Below are 17,203 nucleotides of genomic sequence, written 5' to 3'. Positions count from 1 at the left end.
AGAATTAGCTAATCGGCCAAATTTGCTGATTAGCTAATTCCTTTATACGGGCATGGTGCAACGGCTAGCATACGGGTCTCCAACACCCTTGATCTGGGTTCGAATCCTAGTGCCCGTGCTAATTAATTTAATGCGAAAATTGCTCAATGTGAAAAGGGCTCAGTTTGAGGGGCAATTAATTTTACATTGAGTAATTTTCAAATTTTCAAATTGGAATTATGAACAAGCTGACAGCATATTTAAGAGACTCTTACAAGGAATTGGTTGAAAAAGTAACCTGGCCTAACTGGGAACAGTTACAGCAATCCACAATGGTTGTGCTTGGAGCTACCTTATTAATTACTGCTGTAGTGGCTTTAATGGATTTTGTTGCCAATGGAAGTTTAAAATTTATTTACTCTTTATTTAAGTCAAACTAACAATGGAAGAAACTATCGTACAGGATAAGGAAAGTAAGTGGTATGTACTTCGTGTTGTAAGTGGCAAGGAGCGTAAAATTAAAGAATACCTTGATAAGGATATCGTACGCAATGGATGGGTTGATATTATTAAGCAGGTTTTTTTACCCGTTGAAAAAGTGTATAAAGTTCAGGCAGGTAAAAAGGTAATGAGGGAAAGAAACTTTTATCCTGGTTATGTAATGATAGAGGTGGCTGATAATAAGCTGAACGATGATATGGTGCAGCACATCAGCAATATTAGTAACGTAATGCATTTTTTAACCGATGGTAAAGGCAGTAAGGGAAATATTATTTCCTTGCGTAAAGCGGAAGTTAATAAGATGCTGGGTAAAGTAGATGAATTAGGCGAAGGTGGAGGAATGACAATGAGCGAGCCTTTCATTATTGGTGAAACAATTAAAATTATCGATGGACCATTTAATGATTTCAATGGAATGGTAGAAGAAGTAAATGATGAGAAGAAGAAATTAAAAGTACAGGTGAAGATTTTCGGACGGGCAACACCAGTAGAATTGAACTACATGCAGGTTGAGAAAATAGTTTAATGAAATAAAATAATGTAACAATATTCAAGCTACCTAAATTGGGTAGCTTTTTTGTTTTAAAGGATGATAATATTTACTTACGATGTTCAATAATTAAAAATTATTCTCTACCTTTGCCGCCCCAAATAGTTCTTTATAGAATTTATTGAATTGGGAGTTGTGCTCATTGGCCCAACGTTATCACCAAAAAAAATTAAACATGGCAAAAGAAATTACCGCCTACGTCAAGCTCCAGTGTAAAGGAGGACAGGCAAATCCGGCACCGCCAATCGGACCTGCATTAGGTTCCAAAGGTGTAAACATCATGGAGTTCTGCAAGCAGTTCAACGCAAGAACCCAGGATAAACCAGGGAAAATCCTTCCCGTTCTTATCACAGTTTATGCTGATAAGTCTTTCGAATTTATTATTAAAACTCCTCCAGCCGCAGTTCAGTTAATGGAAGCAGCAAAAATTACCAGTGGCAGTAAAGAGCCTAACAGGGTAAAGGTTGGCAAAGTAACCTGGGCACAGGTAGAAGATATTGCCAAAGATAAAATGGCAGATCTGAACGCTTTCACCCTCAATAGTGCAATGAGCATGGTTGCAGGTACAGCACGCAGCATGGGTTTAACTGTTGACGGAAAAGCTCCATGGGAAAATTAATTATCAACCACAAAAATTTTAGAAAATGATTACTAAAAAAAGAAAATTAGCAAACGCTAAGGTTGATGTTAATAAAACATACTCCTTAAAAGAAGCTTCAAGTTTAGTTAAAGAAATAAATACAACCAAATTCGACAGTTCTGTTGATTTGCATATCAAATTGGGCGTAGATCCAAAGAAAGCTGACCAGGCTATCCGTGGTACAGTTTCTTTGCCTCACGGTACAGGTAAAACCAAAAAAGTATTGGTGCTTTGTACACCTGATAAAGAAGAAGCTGCAAAAGGCGCTGGCGCTGATTATGTAGGTTTGGATGAATTCATTGCAAAAATTGAAGGTGGGTGGACAGATATTGATGTAATTATCGCAACTCCGGCAGTAATGCCTAAGATAGGTCGTTTAGGTAAAGTGTTAGGGCCACGTAACTTAATGCCAAATCCTAAAACTGGTACTGTTACCAACGACGTTGCAGGTGCAGTAAATGAAGTAAAAGGCGGTAAAATTGCTTTTAAAGTTGATAAGGTAGGAATTATTCATGCTTCTATCGGTCGTGTAAGTTTTAGTGTTGAAAAAATTGCTGAAAACAGTCAGGAATTGATCAATGCAATTATAAGACTGAAGCCACCAACTTCTAAAGGAACTTATCTTAAAGGAGTAAGCATGGCCAGCACGATGAGTCCGGGTATTATTGTTGATACCAAATCTGTTCAAAATTAATCAATGTAAAAAGGCAGGTCACTGCGGTTTTACTTAAAATATTTGTTATGACAAAACAGGAAAAAAACGACGTAATAGAAGTACTGAAAGGCAAGTTTAGCCAGTACAATAATTTTTACGTTACCAATACAGAAAGCTTAACGGTAGCACAGATCAGCAAGTTGCGCAGCCATTGCTTTGATAAGCAGGTTGAAATGCGTGTTGCAAAAAATACGCTTATTAAGAAAGCGCTTGAAAGTTTAGGAAGTGAAAAATATGCGGGTGTATTTGATTCTTTAAATAATGTAACTGCATTACTTTTCAGCGAAAATCCAAAAGAACCAGCGTTAATTTTAACAGGGTTCAGAAAAGAAAGTAAAGGAGAAAAACCTGAACTGAAAGCTGCATTCATCAATGGTGATGTATTTGTTGGCGACAACCAGCTAAAAGCTTTAACCCAGATTAAAACTAAGAACGAACTGATAGGCGAAGTAATTGGATTGCTGCAATCTCCTATACAGCGCGTGTTAGGTGCTTTGCAAAATAAGGATGCAGCAAAAGCGGCGGAAGCAGAAGTAGCAGTTGAAGCAGCTCCCGTTGCAGAAGCAGCAGCTCCGGCGGCTGACAGTGCAGCGCCTGAAGCTCCGACAGCTTAACAAATTAGTTATCCTTTATGGATTTACATAATTAACCTGGCCGGACGGTATAAATAAAGGCACAAACAATTTTTTTTAAACTCCGCCGGAGTGAAACACAATGAAGGCGGGAAAAAAGTAACTATTATGGCAGACGTAAAAGCACTAGCTGAAAACCTTGTAGGTTTAACAGTAAAAGAAGTTCAGGAATTAGCTGAATTTTTAAAATCAGAGTATGGTATTGAACCAGCTGCAGCTGCAGTTGTTGTAAGCGCAGGCGGCGGCGAAGCTGCTGTTGTTGAAGAGAAGACATCATTTAATGTTATCCTGAAAGCAGCCGGCCCTAACAAATTAGCAATCGTAAAGATTGTTAAAGAATTAACAGGATTGGGATTGAAAGAAGCTAAGGATTTAGTAGACGGAGCTCCAAAGCCAGTTAAAGAAGGTGTTGATAAAGCAACTGCAGAAGAATTGAAAACTAAGTTAACTGAAGCAGGTGCTGAAGTTGAAGTAGCTTAAGTTTAATGTACAAATAGTTTAAAGGCCGGAGAGAAATCTTCGGCTTTTTCTTTTGAAATGACCAAAAAATGCCAGGATTTATTTTATCAGCAAAGTCTGCGTGATTGAAGCATTGTTACTACCAGTAATTCTTACGGCATAAATTCCCTTTGTAAACCGGCGACTTACAAACATAGAAGATTGCAGGGTGGAAGCAGTGTATATTGCTTGTCCTTCAGCATTGTAGATAATAATCTTTGCCGGTAAATATGGAGAAGGAATAGTTATTTTAAAATCACCTTCGGCAGGATTAGGGTAAATGCTTGCGCCGAAATTACCCTGATTTTTTATCAATGCAATTTCCGAGTAACTGATTTTTCCGCTGGGTTCGGTAATTTTGATTCTGAAATATTGTGTTCCGGTTTCGATGTTGTTATCAGTCAAGGAATATTTGTTGGTTGCTTTTCCATAACCAGTTAACAAAGCGATATCCTTAAAGTCGCGGGAATTAGAACTTCGCTGAATGGTAAAAATAGTGCCGGGGTTCTCGCTGTAGGTAGTCCATTTTATCTGGCAGCTGTTGCTGCCATTTGTAGACAAAGACAAGTCTGTAAGCTTTACCGGCGTAGTAAAACCTCCTATAATTACACAGCCATTGGAAGCGTTAGGTGTAATAGAGGCGAAAATCAAGGGAATACTACAATTCACACACAAATAGGCACTTCCCTTACCTGGTCCGCCATACGTACCAGGAATTTTTACTGAGTCAATTACTTTTACAGGCGTAGCCCTGAATATGTATACAGTCACCCCCTCCGGCCAGTTATATAATAACACACCACAACCTTTTGGACAGTTGGGATCAGCATTTAAAAAAGCACCTGCTCCTGATGGACATTGGGATTTTACGGACTGTAAAAGGGCCGCTATTACCAAAACCAGTAGAAAATATTTTTTCATGTCAGAAGATATTGAGACTGTACTGCCTTAACGCTAAAGGGGCAGCTATTAGTATAAAAACTTGCAGTTAATCGTATATTAAATACTACCCCGCAGCAAATTTTGAAAAATGCATGTAAAATCAACATTCAGCGTCTTAAATGTGAGAGGATTAGCCCGGCAAACAAGCATAAATTGGGGAAACCAAAATAAGACAGGCCATCACTAAAAAGAGATAAACAATATTTCCCCAATAAAATTGTTAAAACCCTCTCTTTTATCAAAAATCAATCCAGAAAGTATAAAAAATGGTGACAATATGCTTGTAATTGAATAGTATGTCGTACATTTGCCATCCTTTAATTTCGGGTTAGTGGCATTAGTTCTATTTAGCCTGAAAATAGAGAACCTTCTCAGCTTTAAAACGTTTTAATTACAATATGTCTGCAACAAAATCACCCGCTGCCCAGCGTATCAATTTCGGAAAAGTTGAACTTCTGGCAGAACAGCCCGATTTGCTCGGAATTCAGATTCAGTCGTTTAAAGATTACTTTCAGTTGGAAACTACGCCCGATAAGCGTAACAATGAAGGACTGTTCCGTGTATTTAAGGAAAATTTTCCTATTACTGATACACGAAATATCTTTGTACTGGAGTTTTTAGACTATTTCGTAGATCCCCCACGCTACACCATTGATGAGTGTATTGAAAGAGGTTTAACTTACGCTGTTCCATTAAAAGCAAAATTAAGATTGAGCTGCAATGATGAAGAACACGTAGACTTTCAAACCATCGTTCAGGATGTGTTTTTGGGCAACATTCCCTATATGACTCCTCGCGGTACTTTTGTTATCAATGGTGCTGAAAGGGTAGTAGTATCCCAGTTGCACAGGTCCCCTGGTGTATTCTTCGGACAATCTGTTCATCCAAACGGAACAAAAATTTACTCTGCCAGGGTAATTCCTTTCAAGGGAGCCTGGATGGAGTTTGCAACAGACATCAACAATGTAATGTATGCATATATCGATCGTAAGAAGAAATTCCCGGTAACAACTTTGTTACGTTCTATCGGTTTTGAAACTGACAAAGATATTCTGGAATTGTTCGGTATGGCCGATGAAGTAAAAGTTGATAAAAAGTCTTTACAAAAATATATAGGCAAAAGGCTTGCTGCCCGTGTATTGCGTACATGGGTTGAAGATTTTGTAGACGAAGATACCGGTGAAGTAGTAAGTATCGAGCGCAATGAAATTGTGTTAGAACGTGATACGGTATTGGATGAAAGCAATATTGATATGATTGCTGACATGGATGTGAAGAGTGTGTTTGTTCAAAAAGAAGAGGTGAGTGGTGACTATGCGATTATTTACAATACCTTAAATAAGGACACTTCTAACAGTGAACTGGAAGCCGTACAGCATATTTACCGTCAGTTACGCGGTGCGGATGCTCCGGATAATGAAACAGCACGCGGTATCATTGATAAATTATTCTTCAGTGATAAACGTTATGATCTTGGTGAAGTTGGTCGTTATAAGATCAACCGTCGCTTAGGGCTGAATTTCCCGATTGAAAAGAAGGTATTGACTAAAGACGATATCATCGCCATCATTAAAACACTGGTGCAATTAACCAATGGTAAAAGTGAAGTAGATGATATTGACCATTTAAGCAATCGTCGTGTACGTACAGTGGGAGAGCAGTTATATGCTCAGTTCGGTGTTGGTCTGGCCCGTATGGCCCGTACCATCCGTGAAAGAATGAACGTTCGTGATAATGAAGTATTTACTCCGGTTGATCTGATCAATGCAAGAACATTGTCTTCAGTTATCAATTCATTTTTTGGTACATCGCAGTTATCTCAGTTCTTAGATCAAACCAATCCTTTAAGTGAGATCACGCATAAGCGTCGTATCTCCGCACTTGGACCGGGCGGTTTAAGTCGTGAAAGAGCTGGTTTTGAGGTGCGTGACGTTCACTACTCTCACTATGGCCGTCTTTGTACAATTGAAACTCCTGAAGGACCCAACATTGGTTTGATATCTACACTTTGTGTACATGCCAAGATCAATGACATGGGCTTTATTGAAACACCTTACCGCAAAGTAACCGACGGTAAAGTGGATATGAAAAAAACTATTTTCCTGAGTGCGGAAGAAGAAGATACTGCGAAGATTGCTCAGGCAAATATTGATATGGATGAAAAAGGAAACTTTATTGAAGATAAGATCAAGAGCCGCCAGACGGGTGATTTCCCGATCTTAGATAAACATGAAGTAGAATACATGGATGTGGCGCCAAACCAGATCGTTGGTTTAAGTGCTTCTATGATTCCATTCCTTGAGCATGATGATGCTAACCGTGCGTTGATGGGATCAAACATGCAACGTCAAGCCGTACCGTTGATTCGTTTGGAATCTCCGATTGTAGGTACTGGTTTGGAAGGAAAAGCAGCCCGTGATGCAAGGATTCAGTTACATGCTGAAGGAACCGGCGTTGTGGAGTATGTGGATGGTAATGAAATTCATGTTCGTTACAACCGCAGTGAAATGCAGCAGCTGGTTAGCTTTGAAGATGATCTGAAGATATATAAAGTAACTAAATTTATCCGCACCAACCAGGAAACATGTATCAACTTACGTCCGGCTGTTGTTAAAGGACAGAAGGTGGTTGAAGGCGATTTCTTAACCGAAGGATATGCAACCAAAGGTGGTGAAATGGCATTGGGCCGTAACCTGAAAGTGGCATTTATGCCATGGAAAGGGTATAACTTTGAAGATGCGATCGTGATTTCTGAGAAGGTAGTTAAAGAAGATTTATTTACGTCTATCCATATCAGTGAGTTTGAAACGGAAGTTCGTGATACTAAATTGGGTGAAGAAGAACTAACTCCGGATATTCCGAACGTTAGTGAAGAAGCTACCAAAGATCTGGATCAGAATGGTATTATCCGTATCGGAGCTCATATTAAAGAAGGTGACATCATCATTGGAAAAATTACTCCAAAAGGTGAAAGTGATCCAACTCCTGAAGAGAAGTTGTTGCGTGCTATCTTCGGAGATAAAGCAGGTGATGCTAAAGATGCTTCTTTGAAAGCGCCAAGTGGAACAGAAGGTGTTGTAATTAATAAGAAATTATTCCAGCGTGCCAAAAAGGATAAGAATGCGAAAGTAAGAGAGAAAGCAAGTTTGGATAAGATTGAGAAAACGCATGAGAAGAATGAAAATGACATCCTGGAAATGCTCGTTAATAAACTGCAGACTTTATTGAAAGAAAAGAGTTCTGCAGGTGTTAGCAACAATTTTGGTGAAACATTGATTGGCAAAGGAGCTAAGTTCAATCAAAAGAATTTATCCAATATTGATTACCTGAACGTGAATCCTTTGGGATGGACAGGTGATGCAAAAACTGATGATCTGATCAACGTATTACTGCACAACTATAGTATCAAGTTCAACGAAGAGTTAGGCCGTTATAAGAGAGAGAAATTCAACATTAGTATTGGTGATGAATTACCGGCAGGCGTATTGAAATTAGCGAAGGTTTACTTAGCTGTAAAACGCAAGCTGAAAGTGGGAGATAAGATGGCGGGACGTCACGGTAATAAAGGTATTGTTGCCAAGATTGTTCGTCAGGAAGATATGCCTTTCTTAGAGGATGGAACTCCGGTTGATATCGTATTAAATCCATTGGGCGTACCTAGTCGTATGAATCTTGGACAGATTTATGAAACAGTATTGGGTTGGGCCGGTGAAAAGCTGGGTGTAAAGTTTGCAACGCCAATTTTTGATGGTGCAAGTGTAGACCAGATTGCCGGATACATTAAAGATGCTAACCTGCCAACTTTCGGACATACTTATTTATATGATGGAGAAACTGGTGATCGTTTTGATCAGAAAGCAACGGTGGGTATTATCTACATCATTAAACTACATCATATGGTGGATGATAAAATGCATGCCCGTTCAATCGGACCATACAGTTTGATCACTCAGCAGCCTTTGGGTGGTAAAGCTCAGTTCGGTGGACAAAGATTTGGTGAGATGGAGGTTTGGGCACTGGAAGCATACGGAGCCTCTAACATATTGCAGGAATTGTTGACGCTTAAATCGGATGATATCATCGGAAGGGCTAAAACTTACGAAGCAATTGTGAAAGGTGAAAATATTCCAAGGCCAGGTGTTCCGGAGTCATTCAATGTATTGGTTCATGAATTAAGAGGTTTAGGATTAGACTTAACTTTCGAATAATATACTCAATGGTCAATGGTGAATAGTCAATATTTCACCATTGACCATTCACCATTCGTATGCTGGTTGCTCATAGCTGAAAATGTACAAGTGAGTGACACAACGATGTTGAGTTAAGGTTAAATGATCGTTCCAAAGGAATTATCAATTATCAATTAAAAAATTATCAATTAGCAAAATATGGCATTCAAAAAAGAAAATCGTCCCAGATCAACTTTTTCTCAAATCACTATTGGTTTGGCTTCTCCCGACAGCATTTTGGAAAAAAGCTTCGGTGAAGTGTTGAAACCTGAGACCATTAACTATCGTACCTACAAGCCCGAAAGAGATGGTTTGTTTTGCGAGAGAATTTTTGGCCCGGTAAAAGATTACGAATGTGCCTGCGGAAAGTACAAGCGTATCCGTTATAAAGGTATTGTTTGCGACAGGTGTGGTGTGGAAGTAACAGAGAAGAAAGTACGTCGTGAAAGAATGGGGCACATCAAACTGGTGGTGCCTGTTGTGCATATCTGGTATTTTAAATCTTTGCCAAATAAAATTGGTTATTTGCTGGGCATGAGTTCCAAGAAATTGGAAACTATTGTTTACTATGAGCGTTTCGTGGTAATTCAATCTGGTATCCGTGCTGATAAAGGACAGAATTTTGGTGACTTGTTAACTGAAGAAGAGTACCTGGATATCCTGGATACTTTGCCAAAAGATAACCAGTTTCTTTCTGATGAAGATCCTAATAAATTCATCGCCAAGATGGGTGCTGAAGCGGTGCATGATTTGTTGCAGCGTATCGACCTGGATCAGTTAAGTTTTGATCTGCGTCACTCAGCAGCCAACGAAACATCTCAGCAACGTAAAGCAGACGCCTTGAAGCGTTTGAGCGTTGTAGAAAGTTTCCGTGATGCTAATACAAGAATTAACAACCGTCCTGAGTGGATGGTAATGCAATACATTCCTGTTATTCCGCCAGAATTACGTCCATTGGTTCCATTGGATGGTGGCCGTTTTGCTTCTTCCGATTTGAATGATCTGTATCGTCGTGTTATTATCCGTAATAACCGTTTGAAAAGATTGTTGGAGATCAAGGCACCGGAAGTAATCTTACGTAATGAAAAACGTATGTTACAGGAAGCCATCGATTCATTGTTTGATAATAGCCGTAAATCCAATGCTGTAAAGGCAGAAGGTGGACGTGCATTGAAATCATTGAGTGATGTTTTGAAAGGTAAACAAGGACGTTTCCGTCAGAACCTGTTAGGTAAACGTGTGGATTATTCAGGTCGTTCTGTAATTGTGGTAGGACCTGAGTTGAAAATGCATGAGTGCGGTTTACCAAAGGACATGGCTGCTGAATTGTTTAAGCCATTTATTATTAGAAAATTAATTGAAAGAGGTATCGTAAAAACAGTGAAGTCTGCCCGTAAACTGGTAGATAAAAAAGAAGCTGTTATCTGGGATATCTTAGAAAATATTTTGAAGGGTCACCCGATCATGTTGAACAGGGCCCCAACACTTCACCGTTTGTCAATCCAGGCTTTTCAACCAAAATTGATTGAAGGTAAAGCGATCCAGTTGCATCCGTTGGTAACAACAGCTTTCAACGCGGATTTCGATGGTGATCAGATGGCTGTGCACGTGCCATTGAGTAATGCTGCGGTACTGGAAGCGCAGATGCTGATGTTATCTTCTCACAACATTTTGAACCCACAGAATGGCACCCCAATCACCCTTCCTTCACAGGACATGGTATTAGGTCTGTATTACATTACTAAGGGTAAAAAATCAACTGAAACAGAAAAAGTAAAAGGCGAAGGCAAGGCATTTTATTCTGCAGAAGAAGTGATTATAGCTTACAACGAACAGAAGTTGGATTTGCATGCACACATTAAGGTAAAGGCCAACTACAGAAATGATGACGGCACATTGACCTATAAATTAATTGATACTACTGTTGGTAGAGTTTTATTTAACCAGCATGTCCCAAAACAGGTAGGTTTTATCAATGCACTGTTGACAAAGAAATCGTTGAGAGAAATTATCGGTGACATCATCAAATGGACAAACGTTCCGATCACTGCTAAATTTTTGGATGATATCAAAACACTGGGATACCGCATGGCGTTCCGTGGAGGATTGTCATTTAATATCAATGATCTTATTATTCCCGATATTAAGCAAGAATTGATTAACAATGCTACAGTTGAAGTGGACGAAGTTTGGGAAAACTACAATATGGGTTTAATTACCAATAATGAACGTTACAACCAAACAGTAGATATCTGGAGTCGTGTCGATACAAGAATTACAGAAACACTGATCCGTGAACTAGCCGCAGATAAACAGGGTTTTAACTCTGTGTACATGATGCTTGATTCAGGAGCCCGTGGTAGTAAGCAGCAGATTAAGCAGCTGGCTGGTATCAGGGGATTGATGGCCAAGCCTCGTAAATCAGGTTCATCAGGAAGTGAGATTATCGAGAACCCGATTCTTTCCAACTTTAAAGATGGTTTGAATGTATTGGAATACTTTATCTCTACCCACGGTGCACGTAAAGGTTTGGCGGATACGGCTTTGAAAACAGCGGATGCCGGTTACTTAACACGCCGTTTGGTGGATGTGGCGCAGGATGTAGTGATTAAAGATGAAGATTGCGGAACATTGCGTGGTATTGCAACAAGTGCTTTGAAAGATAATGAAGATATCATTGAACCACTGAGTGACAGAATCGAAGGCCGTACATCCTTACATGATGTTATTGACCCGATCACTGAAAAATTACTGGTGAGTGCCAATGAAGAAATCACACATGAAATTGCACAGCGCATTGAAGAAAGCAGCATTGAAACCGTGGAAATACGTTCAGTGTTAACCTGCGAAAGCAAGCGTGGTGTTTGTGTAAAATGTTACGGTAAAAACCTGGCAACAGGTTATACAACACAAAGAGGTGATGCTGTCGGTATCATCGCGGCACAAAGTATTGGTGAGCCAGGTACACAGTTAACCTTACGTACCTTCCACGTGGGTGGTGTGGCAGGTTCTGCTTCTGTAGAATCTACAATGCCAGCAAGGTTTGACGGTACAATTCAATTTGACGGTTTACGTACAGTTGCAACTGAAGATGCTGAAGGTAAAAAAGTAAATGTGGTTATTGGTCGTACCGGTGAGGTTCGTATCATGGATGTAAAAAATGATCGTTTACTAATTACCAATAACGTGCCTTACGGTGCTACACTGAATGTAAAAGACGGACAGAAAGTTACCAAAGGAGAAGTTATCTGTACATGGGATCCGTTCAATAACGTAATTGTTTCAGAAATTGTTGGAACTATTAAATTTGAAGCTGTAATTGAAGGTGTAACAGTTCGTGAAGAAGCGGATGAGCAAACAGGCCACAGAGAAAAAGTAGTAATTGAAACAAAAGATAAAACCAAATTGCCTTCGATCATCATTGAAGGTAAGGAACACAAATCGTACAACTTGCCGGTAGGTAGCCATATTGTTTTGGAAGAAGGCGACACCGTAAGGGCAGGACAGGTACTGGTTAAAATTCCAAGGGTATTAAGTAAACTGAAGGATATCACGGGAGGTTTGCCTCGTGTAACAGAATTGTTTGAAGCACGTAACCCGGGCAATCCTGCGGTGGTGTGTGAAATTGATGGTGTGGTTACTTTCGGCAATATCAAACGTGGTAACAGGGAAATTATCGTGGAAGCAAAAGATGGTGTTGTAAGAAAATACTTGGTTCCATTGACACGCCAGATTCTGGTGCAGGATGGTGACTTTGTAAAAGCAGGCGCTGCATTAAGTGATGGTCAGACAGCACCGGCAGATATCCTGGCAATTAAGGGGCCTTTTGCAGTACAGGAATACGTGGTAAATGAAATCCAGGAAGTATATCGTTTGCAGGGTGTGAAGATCAACGACAAACACGTTGAAGTAATCGTTCGCCAGATGATGCGTAAAGTAACCATTGAAGATGCGGGTGATACTATATTCTTGGAAGGTGATACAGAAGATAAACTGGACTTTAATACAGAGAATGATAACATCTTCGACAAAAAAGTTGTTACTGAACATGGAGAAAGTACCAAATTAAAAACTGGCCAGATTGTTACACTGCGTGATGTACGGGAAGAAAACTCTATTCTGAGAAGAGCAGATAAAAAACTGGTTGAATTCCGTGATGCAAAACCAGCGACATCTTCACCGTTGTTACTGGGTATTACAAAGGCATCTCTCGGAACTCAGAGCTGGATATCTGCCGCTTCGTTCCAGGAAACTACCAAGGTGTTGAGCAGCGCAGCCATCAATGGTAAACTGGACCTGATGCAGGGATTAAAAGAAAACGTTATCACCGGCCATCCGATACCGGCAGGTACAGGTTTGCGTGAATTCGAAAACATGATTGTTGGAAGCAAGGAAGAATACGAATTGCTGATGACAACCAAGGAAGCGATGAGCTTTGATGAAGAAGAATAATTTATTCAGGTAATAAAAATGCTTAAAGGAGTAAGATGAAAGTCTTGCTCCTTTTTTTTTGACAATACGGTAAAAAGCATTCTCTTTTTTTTGTAACTACATTGGCAGTCCCCCAATAAAATATTTCACATAGCTGTTCGTCATCCGTTATAAAAGCCGTTGATAAATAAAAAAATATAGCAAAGCGGTGCTAATTTTTTTTTGATTATTTTTCCAAATTATTAACCCCCATCAATATGGAAAACAAAGCAGGTTCGCACGGTAAAAGTAAGCAGAAAGGTGCCAGCGTATTCAGCCTGCTTGGGCCTTACAAGGGTATGATCTTTTTACTCTTGCTGTTCGCCCTGCTAAGCAATGGTATCAATCTTTTTTTACCTAAAATAGTTGCCGGAGCCATTGATGCTTATCCCAGAAATTATGTGCTGCAGCAGGTGCTCGTTAAATTTTTATCTGCCGCGGTGATTATTTTTATTTTTACCTGGTTACAGGGTCTTGTTCAGATTTATGCTTCAGAAAAAGTTGCCAGGGATTTGCGTACCAGGCTGGCCCATAAAATATCTGTACAAAGCCACTCTTATATTGAAGAAAACAATCCGTCTAAACTGCTTACCAATTTAACGGCCGATGTAGACTCTATAAAAATGTTTGTATCACAGGCTATTGTGTCTATAGCATCATCTATCATTATTATCATCGGGGCATGTGTGTTATTGTTTTCTATCAACTGGAAACTGGCGCTCGCAGTTGTTGCCATTGTGCCCATTATTGGTGGTGCATTCTTTTTTGTATTGAAGAAGGTAAGGGTAATATTTTTACAGAGCCGTCAGGTAATTGACCGGCTGAATAAAGTAATAAACGAAAGTATTTTAGGCGCCGCTATTATAAGGGTCATCAATTCCCAACAACTGGAATATGAAAAATTTCTGGATGCCAATACCAAGGCGAAAACGTTGGGAATGAGTATACTTAAATTATTTGCCGGCCTGATACCCGTTATTATTTTTACTGCTAACATGGCTGGTCTTGCGATACTGACCATGGGAGGTCATTTTGTTATCACCGGTTCTATGTCGCTGGGAGACTTTGCGGCATTTAACAGTTACCTGGCCCTGCTGATTTTCCCCATCCTGGTGATAGGGTTTATGAGTAATGTAATAGCCCAGGCTACGGCCAGCTATCAACGCATCAGCAGTGTGCTTAATACGCCGGAATTACCAGATACTACTTCTGTAAAAAGTGTTTTGCTGGGCAGAATTGACGTGGAAAAGGTATCTGTTTTGTACGGGCAAAAACCTGTATTAAAGGAGATTAGTTTTTCGGTGCCTGCGGGTTCATCGCTTGCGGTAATAGGCCCTACAGCTGCAGGCAAAACACAGTTGCTATACCTGCTTACCGGTTTAATACAACCTGCAACAGGCGTTATCAGATTTGACGGAACAGCTATTGAAAAATACAACAAGGAAAATTTTTATAGCCAGGTTGGTTTTGTTTTTCAGGACAGCATTCTTTTTAACATGAGCATCAGGGAAAACATTGCTTTTAGTAATTTGGTTACAGATGAATCTCTAGCCAAAGCGATTGAAACAGCAGAGTTAAAAGATTTCATTGATACACTGCCCAACAAACTAGATACTGTAGTGTCGGAAAGGGGCACCAGCCTTTCGGGCGGGCAAAAGCAACGTATTATGTTAGCGAGAGCCTTGGCGGTGAACCCTAAAATATTATTGCTGGATGATTTTACGGCAAGAGTGGATACCAATACAGAAACAAAAATTTTGAATAACCTGCGCAACAATTATCCCGGTATCACTCTCATTTCTGTTACTCAAAAAATATCTGCTGCGGAGGAATACGATCAGATAATTGTATTGATGGAAGGTGAAATTGTTGCCACAGGTATTCACAGCGATTTAATGAAACAGAGCCCGGAATACATCCAGATTTTCAATTCACAGCAGAGCACCAGCAATTATGAACTACAACCTCAATGATATTTCAGAACAGCAGCCAAAGGCATCCACGATGGGTGCGCTGAAAAAACTGTTGAACCTGATTACGGAAGAACGCCGGAATATGCTGGGTGCACTGCTGGCTATTTTTATCAATTCCTGTCTTAACCTGCTGGCACCATTTATTGTTGGTCATGTAATTGATACTTATGTTGTGCATAAGGATTTTCATGGAGTGATGGTTTGGGCCGGCATACTGTTGGGGATGTACCTGGTGGCCTTTGTGGCCAGTTACCTGCAAACAAGAATGATGGGCGGTGTAGGCCAGCGGATGCTGTTTAAATTGCGCAATACGGTTTTTAATAAACTGCAGGAATTGCCTGTGGGTTTCTTTAACCAGAATAAAGCCGGTGATTTAATATCGCGGGTTAATAATGATACGGATAAGATCAACCAGTTTTTTTCGCAGTCGCTGATGCAGTTTATCGGCACCATTACTACCATGGTTGGCGCAGGAATATTTTTGCTGATCATCAATTTTAAACTCGGCGTGGCTACTTTGTTGCCGGGTTTGCTGATATTTATTTTTACCAAATTCAGTTCGCCGTGGATAAAGAAGAGAAATGCGCTCAGCATGCAGCGCACAGGCGGACTTAGCGCAGAGATACAGGAAAGCCTGCATAATTTTAAGGTAATCATTGCTTTTAACCGGAGAGACTATTTTAAAAACCGTTTTGAAGAAGCCAATAATAAAAATTATACCAGCGCCATTGCTGCCGGCATCGCTAATAATGTTTTTATACCTGTGTATGGCTTTTTTGCCGCTGTTGCTCAACTGGTGGTATTAACATTTGGCATTTACCTGATCAGTACCGGCCAGTTTTCAATCGGTCTGTTGGTAAGTTATCTTGCCTATGCGGTTAACTTCTATAATCCACTACGGCAACTCGCAGCGTTGTGGGCTAACTTCCAGGTGGCGATGGCAGGTTGGGACCGGATTTCTTACATACTAAATTTAGAAAGCGACCTGCCCGTGTTATCTTCCGAAACAATTGAAAAACCCAGCGATGCTATAATGGAATTCCGGAACGTTTCATTTGGCTATGACGAAGGAAAAGAGATTTTGCACAATATCAACTTCAAACTTGAGCAGGGAAAGACGTATGCTTTGGTTGGCCCTACCGGTGGCGGCAAGACGACCACGGCTTCACTTATAGCCCGCTTGTATGATCCGGTAAAGGGAGAGGTGTTGCTGGAGAACAGGGATATCCGTACGTATGCGGCATCCGAACGGTCAAAAAAAATTGGTTTTATTTTGCAGGAACCCTTTTTGTTTTCCGGCACGGTTAGAGAAAATATTTTGTACAGCAATGAAGCCTATGCTGGCTTTTCGAATGAGCAACTGGAGGCGACTATTAAAGCCGCTGGTCTGCAAAGTCTGCTGAATATTTTTGAAAAAGGATTGGATACAGAAGTGAATTCCGGAGACAGCATTAGCATTGGGCAAAAGCAGCTGATTGCTTTTATGCGGGCCGTATTGCGCAGCCCGGCGTTACTAATTTTGGATGAAGCCACCGCTAATATTGACACCATCACCGAACAAATATTGCAGGACATTTTAAATAAACTACCTGCTACTACCACACGTGTTATTATTGCACACCGCTTAAACACGATTCAAAATGCGGATGAAATATTTTTTGTAAATGCGGGCGAGGTAATCCGTGCCGGCTCTTTCGATCATGCAGTGAATATGCTGTTGCATGGTGAGCGGCAAAGTTGAAATTTTCCGAAGAAGTGATAACCGGACGCATCAGTCGATTTCCTCTTTTTTGTAACGAAGTTGAAAAGATGAAATAATTTTTGCCAGCATACAGATAGCATTATTTTTTCATTTCTACACAATGAGGAATATTCACCTCTCGAAATTTATAAATCGGATTGCATACACTTATAAATGCAGCAAAGAAGGAATAGTTCTAAAAACGAATTTATCTTTTTTTCAAATGGTATACTTGTTGAAGGATGTATTAAAGACCTTTCCGGTAGCAGGTACGCATTCAAAACAGATAACCATTAATTAATCTTCTCTTTATAACCTGTTTACATTAGAAAG

At 40.0% G+C, this 17,203-nt stretch carries 11 protein-coding genes and 1 tRNA gene; 11 read left to right on the top strand and 1 reads right to left on the bottom strand.

Features of this window, described 5'->3' with window-relative positions:
* Positions 1 to 46: 46 nt before the first annotated feature.
* The 7 genes from JWR61_RS12570 to rplL all read left to right on the top strand — a co-directional run bounded on the left by JWR61_RS12570 (position 47) and on the right by rplL (position 3,497).
* Positions 47 to 118 (top strand) — tRNA-Trp (locus tag JWR61_RS12570).
* A gap of 100 nt (positions 119 to 218) precedes the next feature.
* Positions 219 to 419, top strand: coding sequence for a preprotein translocase subunit SecE (secE, locus tag JWR61_RS12565; RefSeq protein ID WP_290336143.1), 201 nt, complete (start codon positions 219 to 221; stop codon positions 417 to 419).
* Positions 420 to 421: 2 nt separating this feature from the next.
* Positions 422 to 1,006 (top strand): transcription termination/antitermination protein NusG, encoded by a 585-nt coding sequence (nusG, locus tag JWR61_RS12560; RefSeq protein WP_290336142.1) that lies wholly within the window; start codon positions 422 to 424, stop codon positions 1,004 to 1,006.
* A gap of 199 nt (positions 1,007 to 1,205) precedes the next feature.
* Complete coding sequence (gene rplK / locus JWR61_RS12555) at positions 1,206 to 1,649, top strand: 50S ribosomal protein L11 (RefSeq protein ID WP_290336141.1); 444 nt, start codon at positions 1,206 to 1,208, stop codon at positions 1,647 to 1,649.
* A 25-nt stretch (positions 1,650 to 1,674) separates the two neighbouring features.
* Positions 1,675 to 2,364, top strand: a complete 690-nt coding sequence (rplA, locus tag JWR61_RS12550) for a 50S ribosomal protein L1 (protein ID WP_290336140.1) — start codon at positions 1,675 to 1,677, stop codon at positions 2,362 to 2,364.
* 47 nt (positions 2,365 to 2,411) lie between these two features.
* Positions 2,412 to 2,999: a 50S ribosomal protein L10 gene (gene rplJ / locus JWR61_RS12545; protein WP_301928139.1), complete on the top strand. Its 588-nt coding sequence runs from the start codon at positions 2,412 to 2,414 to the stop codon at positions 2,997 to 2,999.
* A gap of 126 nt (positions 3,000 to 3,125) precedes the next feature.
* Complete coding sequence (gene rplL / locus JWR61_RS12540; protein WP_301928216.1) at positions 3,126 to 3,497, top strand: 50S ribosomal protein L7/L12; 372 nt, start codon at positions 3,126 to 3,128, stop codon at positions 3,495 to 3,497.
* Between the two features lie 78 nt (positions 3,498 to 3,575).
* Here rplL and JWR61_RS12535 read toward each other — a convergent pair whose 3' ends face one another.
* Positions 3,576 to 4,436 (bottom strand): T9SS type A sorting domain-containing protein, encoded by an 861-nt coding sequence (locus tag JWR61_RS12535; protein WP_301928138.1) that lies wholly within the window; start codon positions 4,434 to 4,436, stop codon positions 3,576 to 3,578.
* 419 nt (positions 4,437 to 4,855) lie between these two features.
* Between JWR61_RS12535 and rpoB the strand changes: the two genes are divergently transcribed.
* The 4 genes from rpoB to JWR61_RS12515 all read left to right on the top strand — a co-directional run bounded on the left by rpoB (position 4,856) and on the right by JWR61_RS12515 (position 16,870).
* Positions 4,856 to 8,665, top strand: coding sequence for a DNA-directed RNA polymerase subunit beta (rpoB, locus tag JWR61_RS12530; RefSeq protein ID WP_301928137.1), 3,810 nt, complete (start codon positions 4,856 to 4,858; stop codon positions 8,663 to 8,665).
* A 180-nt stretch (positions 8,666 to 8,845) separates the two neighbouring features.
* Entirely contained in the window at positions 8,846 to 13,138 is a 4,293-nt protein-coding gene (gene rpoC / locus JWR61_RS12525) for a DNA-directed RNA polymerase subunit beta' (protein ID WP_290336136.1), read from the top strand.
* 236 nt (positions 13,139 to 13,374) lie between these two features.
* Complete coding sequence (locus JWR61_RS12520; RefSeq protein WP_301928136.1) at positions 13,375 to 15,129, top strand: ABC transporter ATP-binding protein; 1,755 nt, start codon at positions 13,375 to 13,377, stop codon at positions 15,127 to 15,129.
* Complete coding sequence (locus JWR61_RS12515) at positions 15,110 to 16,870, top strand: ABC transporter ATP-binding protein (protein WP_301928135.1); 1,761 nt, start codon at positions 15,110 to 15,112, stop codon at positions 16,868 to 16,870. The genes JWR61_RS12520 and JWR61_RS12515 overlap by 20 nt, the downstream gene beginning before the upstream one ends.
* Positions 16,871 to 17,203 lie beyond the last annotated feature (333 nt).

The organism is Ferruginibacter sp., assembly GCF_028288465.1.
Taxonomy (GTDB): domain Bacteria; phylum Bacteroidota; class Bacteroidia; order Chitinophagales; family Chitinophagaceae; genus Ferruginibacter.
This window is presented reverse-complemented; position numbering and strand designations above follow the sequence as displayed.

Coding starts and splice junctions, on each gene's coding strand:
- nusG (WP_290336142.1), top strand. CDS start 422: ATGGAAGAAACTATCGTACAGGATAAGGAAAGTAAGTGGTATGTACTT.
- JWR61_RS12535 (WP_301928138.1), bottom strand. CDS start 4,436: ATGAAAAAATATTTTCTACTGGTTTTGGTAATAGCGGCCCTTTTACAG.
- rplK (WP_290336141.1), top strand. CDS start 1,206: ATGGCAAAAGAAATTACCGCCTACGTCAAGCTCCAGTGTAAAGGAGGA.
- rpoC (WP_290336136.1), top strand. CDS start 8,846: ATGGCATTCAAAAAAGAAAATCGTCCCAGATCAACTTTTTCTCAAATC.
- rplA (WP_290336140.1), top strand. CDS start 1,675: ATGATTACTAAAAAAAGAAAATTAGCAAACGCTAAGGTTGATGTTAAT.
- secE (WP_290336143.1), top strand. CDS start 219: ATGAACAAGCTGACAGCATATTTAAGAGACTCTTACAAGGAATTGGTT.
- rpoB (WP_301928137.1), top strand. CDS start 4,856: ATGTCTGCAACAAAATCACCCGCTGCCCAGCGTATCAATTTCGGAAAA.
- rplL (WP_301928216.1), top strand. CDS start 3,126: ATGGCAGACGTAAAAGCACTAGCTGAAAACCTTGTAGGTTTAACAGTA.
- JWR61_RS12515 (WP_301928135.1), top strand. CDS start 15,110: ATGAACTACAACCTCAATGATATTTCAGAACAGCAGCCAAAGGCATCC.
- JWR61_RS12520 (WP_301928136.1), top strand. CDS start 13,375: ATGGAAAACAAAGCAGGTTCGCACGGTAAAAGTAAGCAGAAAGGTGCC.
- rplJ (WP_301928139.1), top strand. CDS start 2,412: ATGACAAAACAGGAAAAAAACGACGTAATAGAAGTACTGAAAGGCAAG.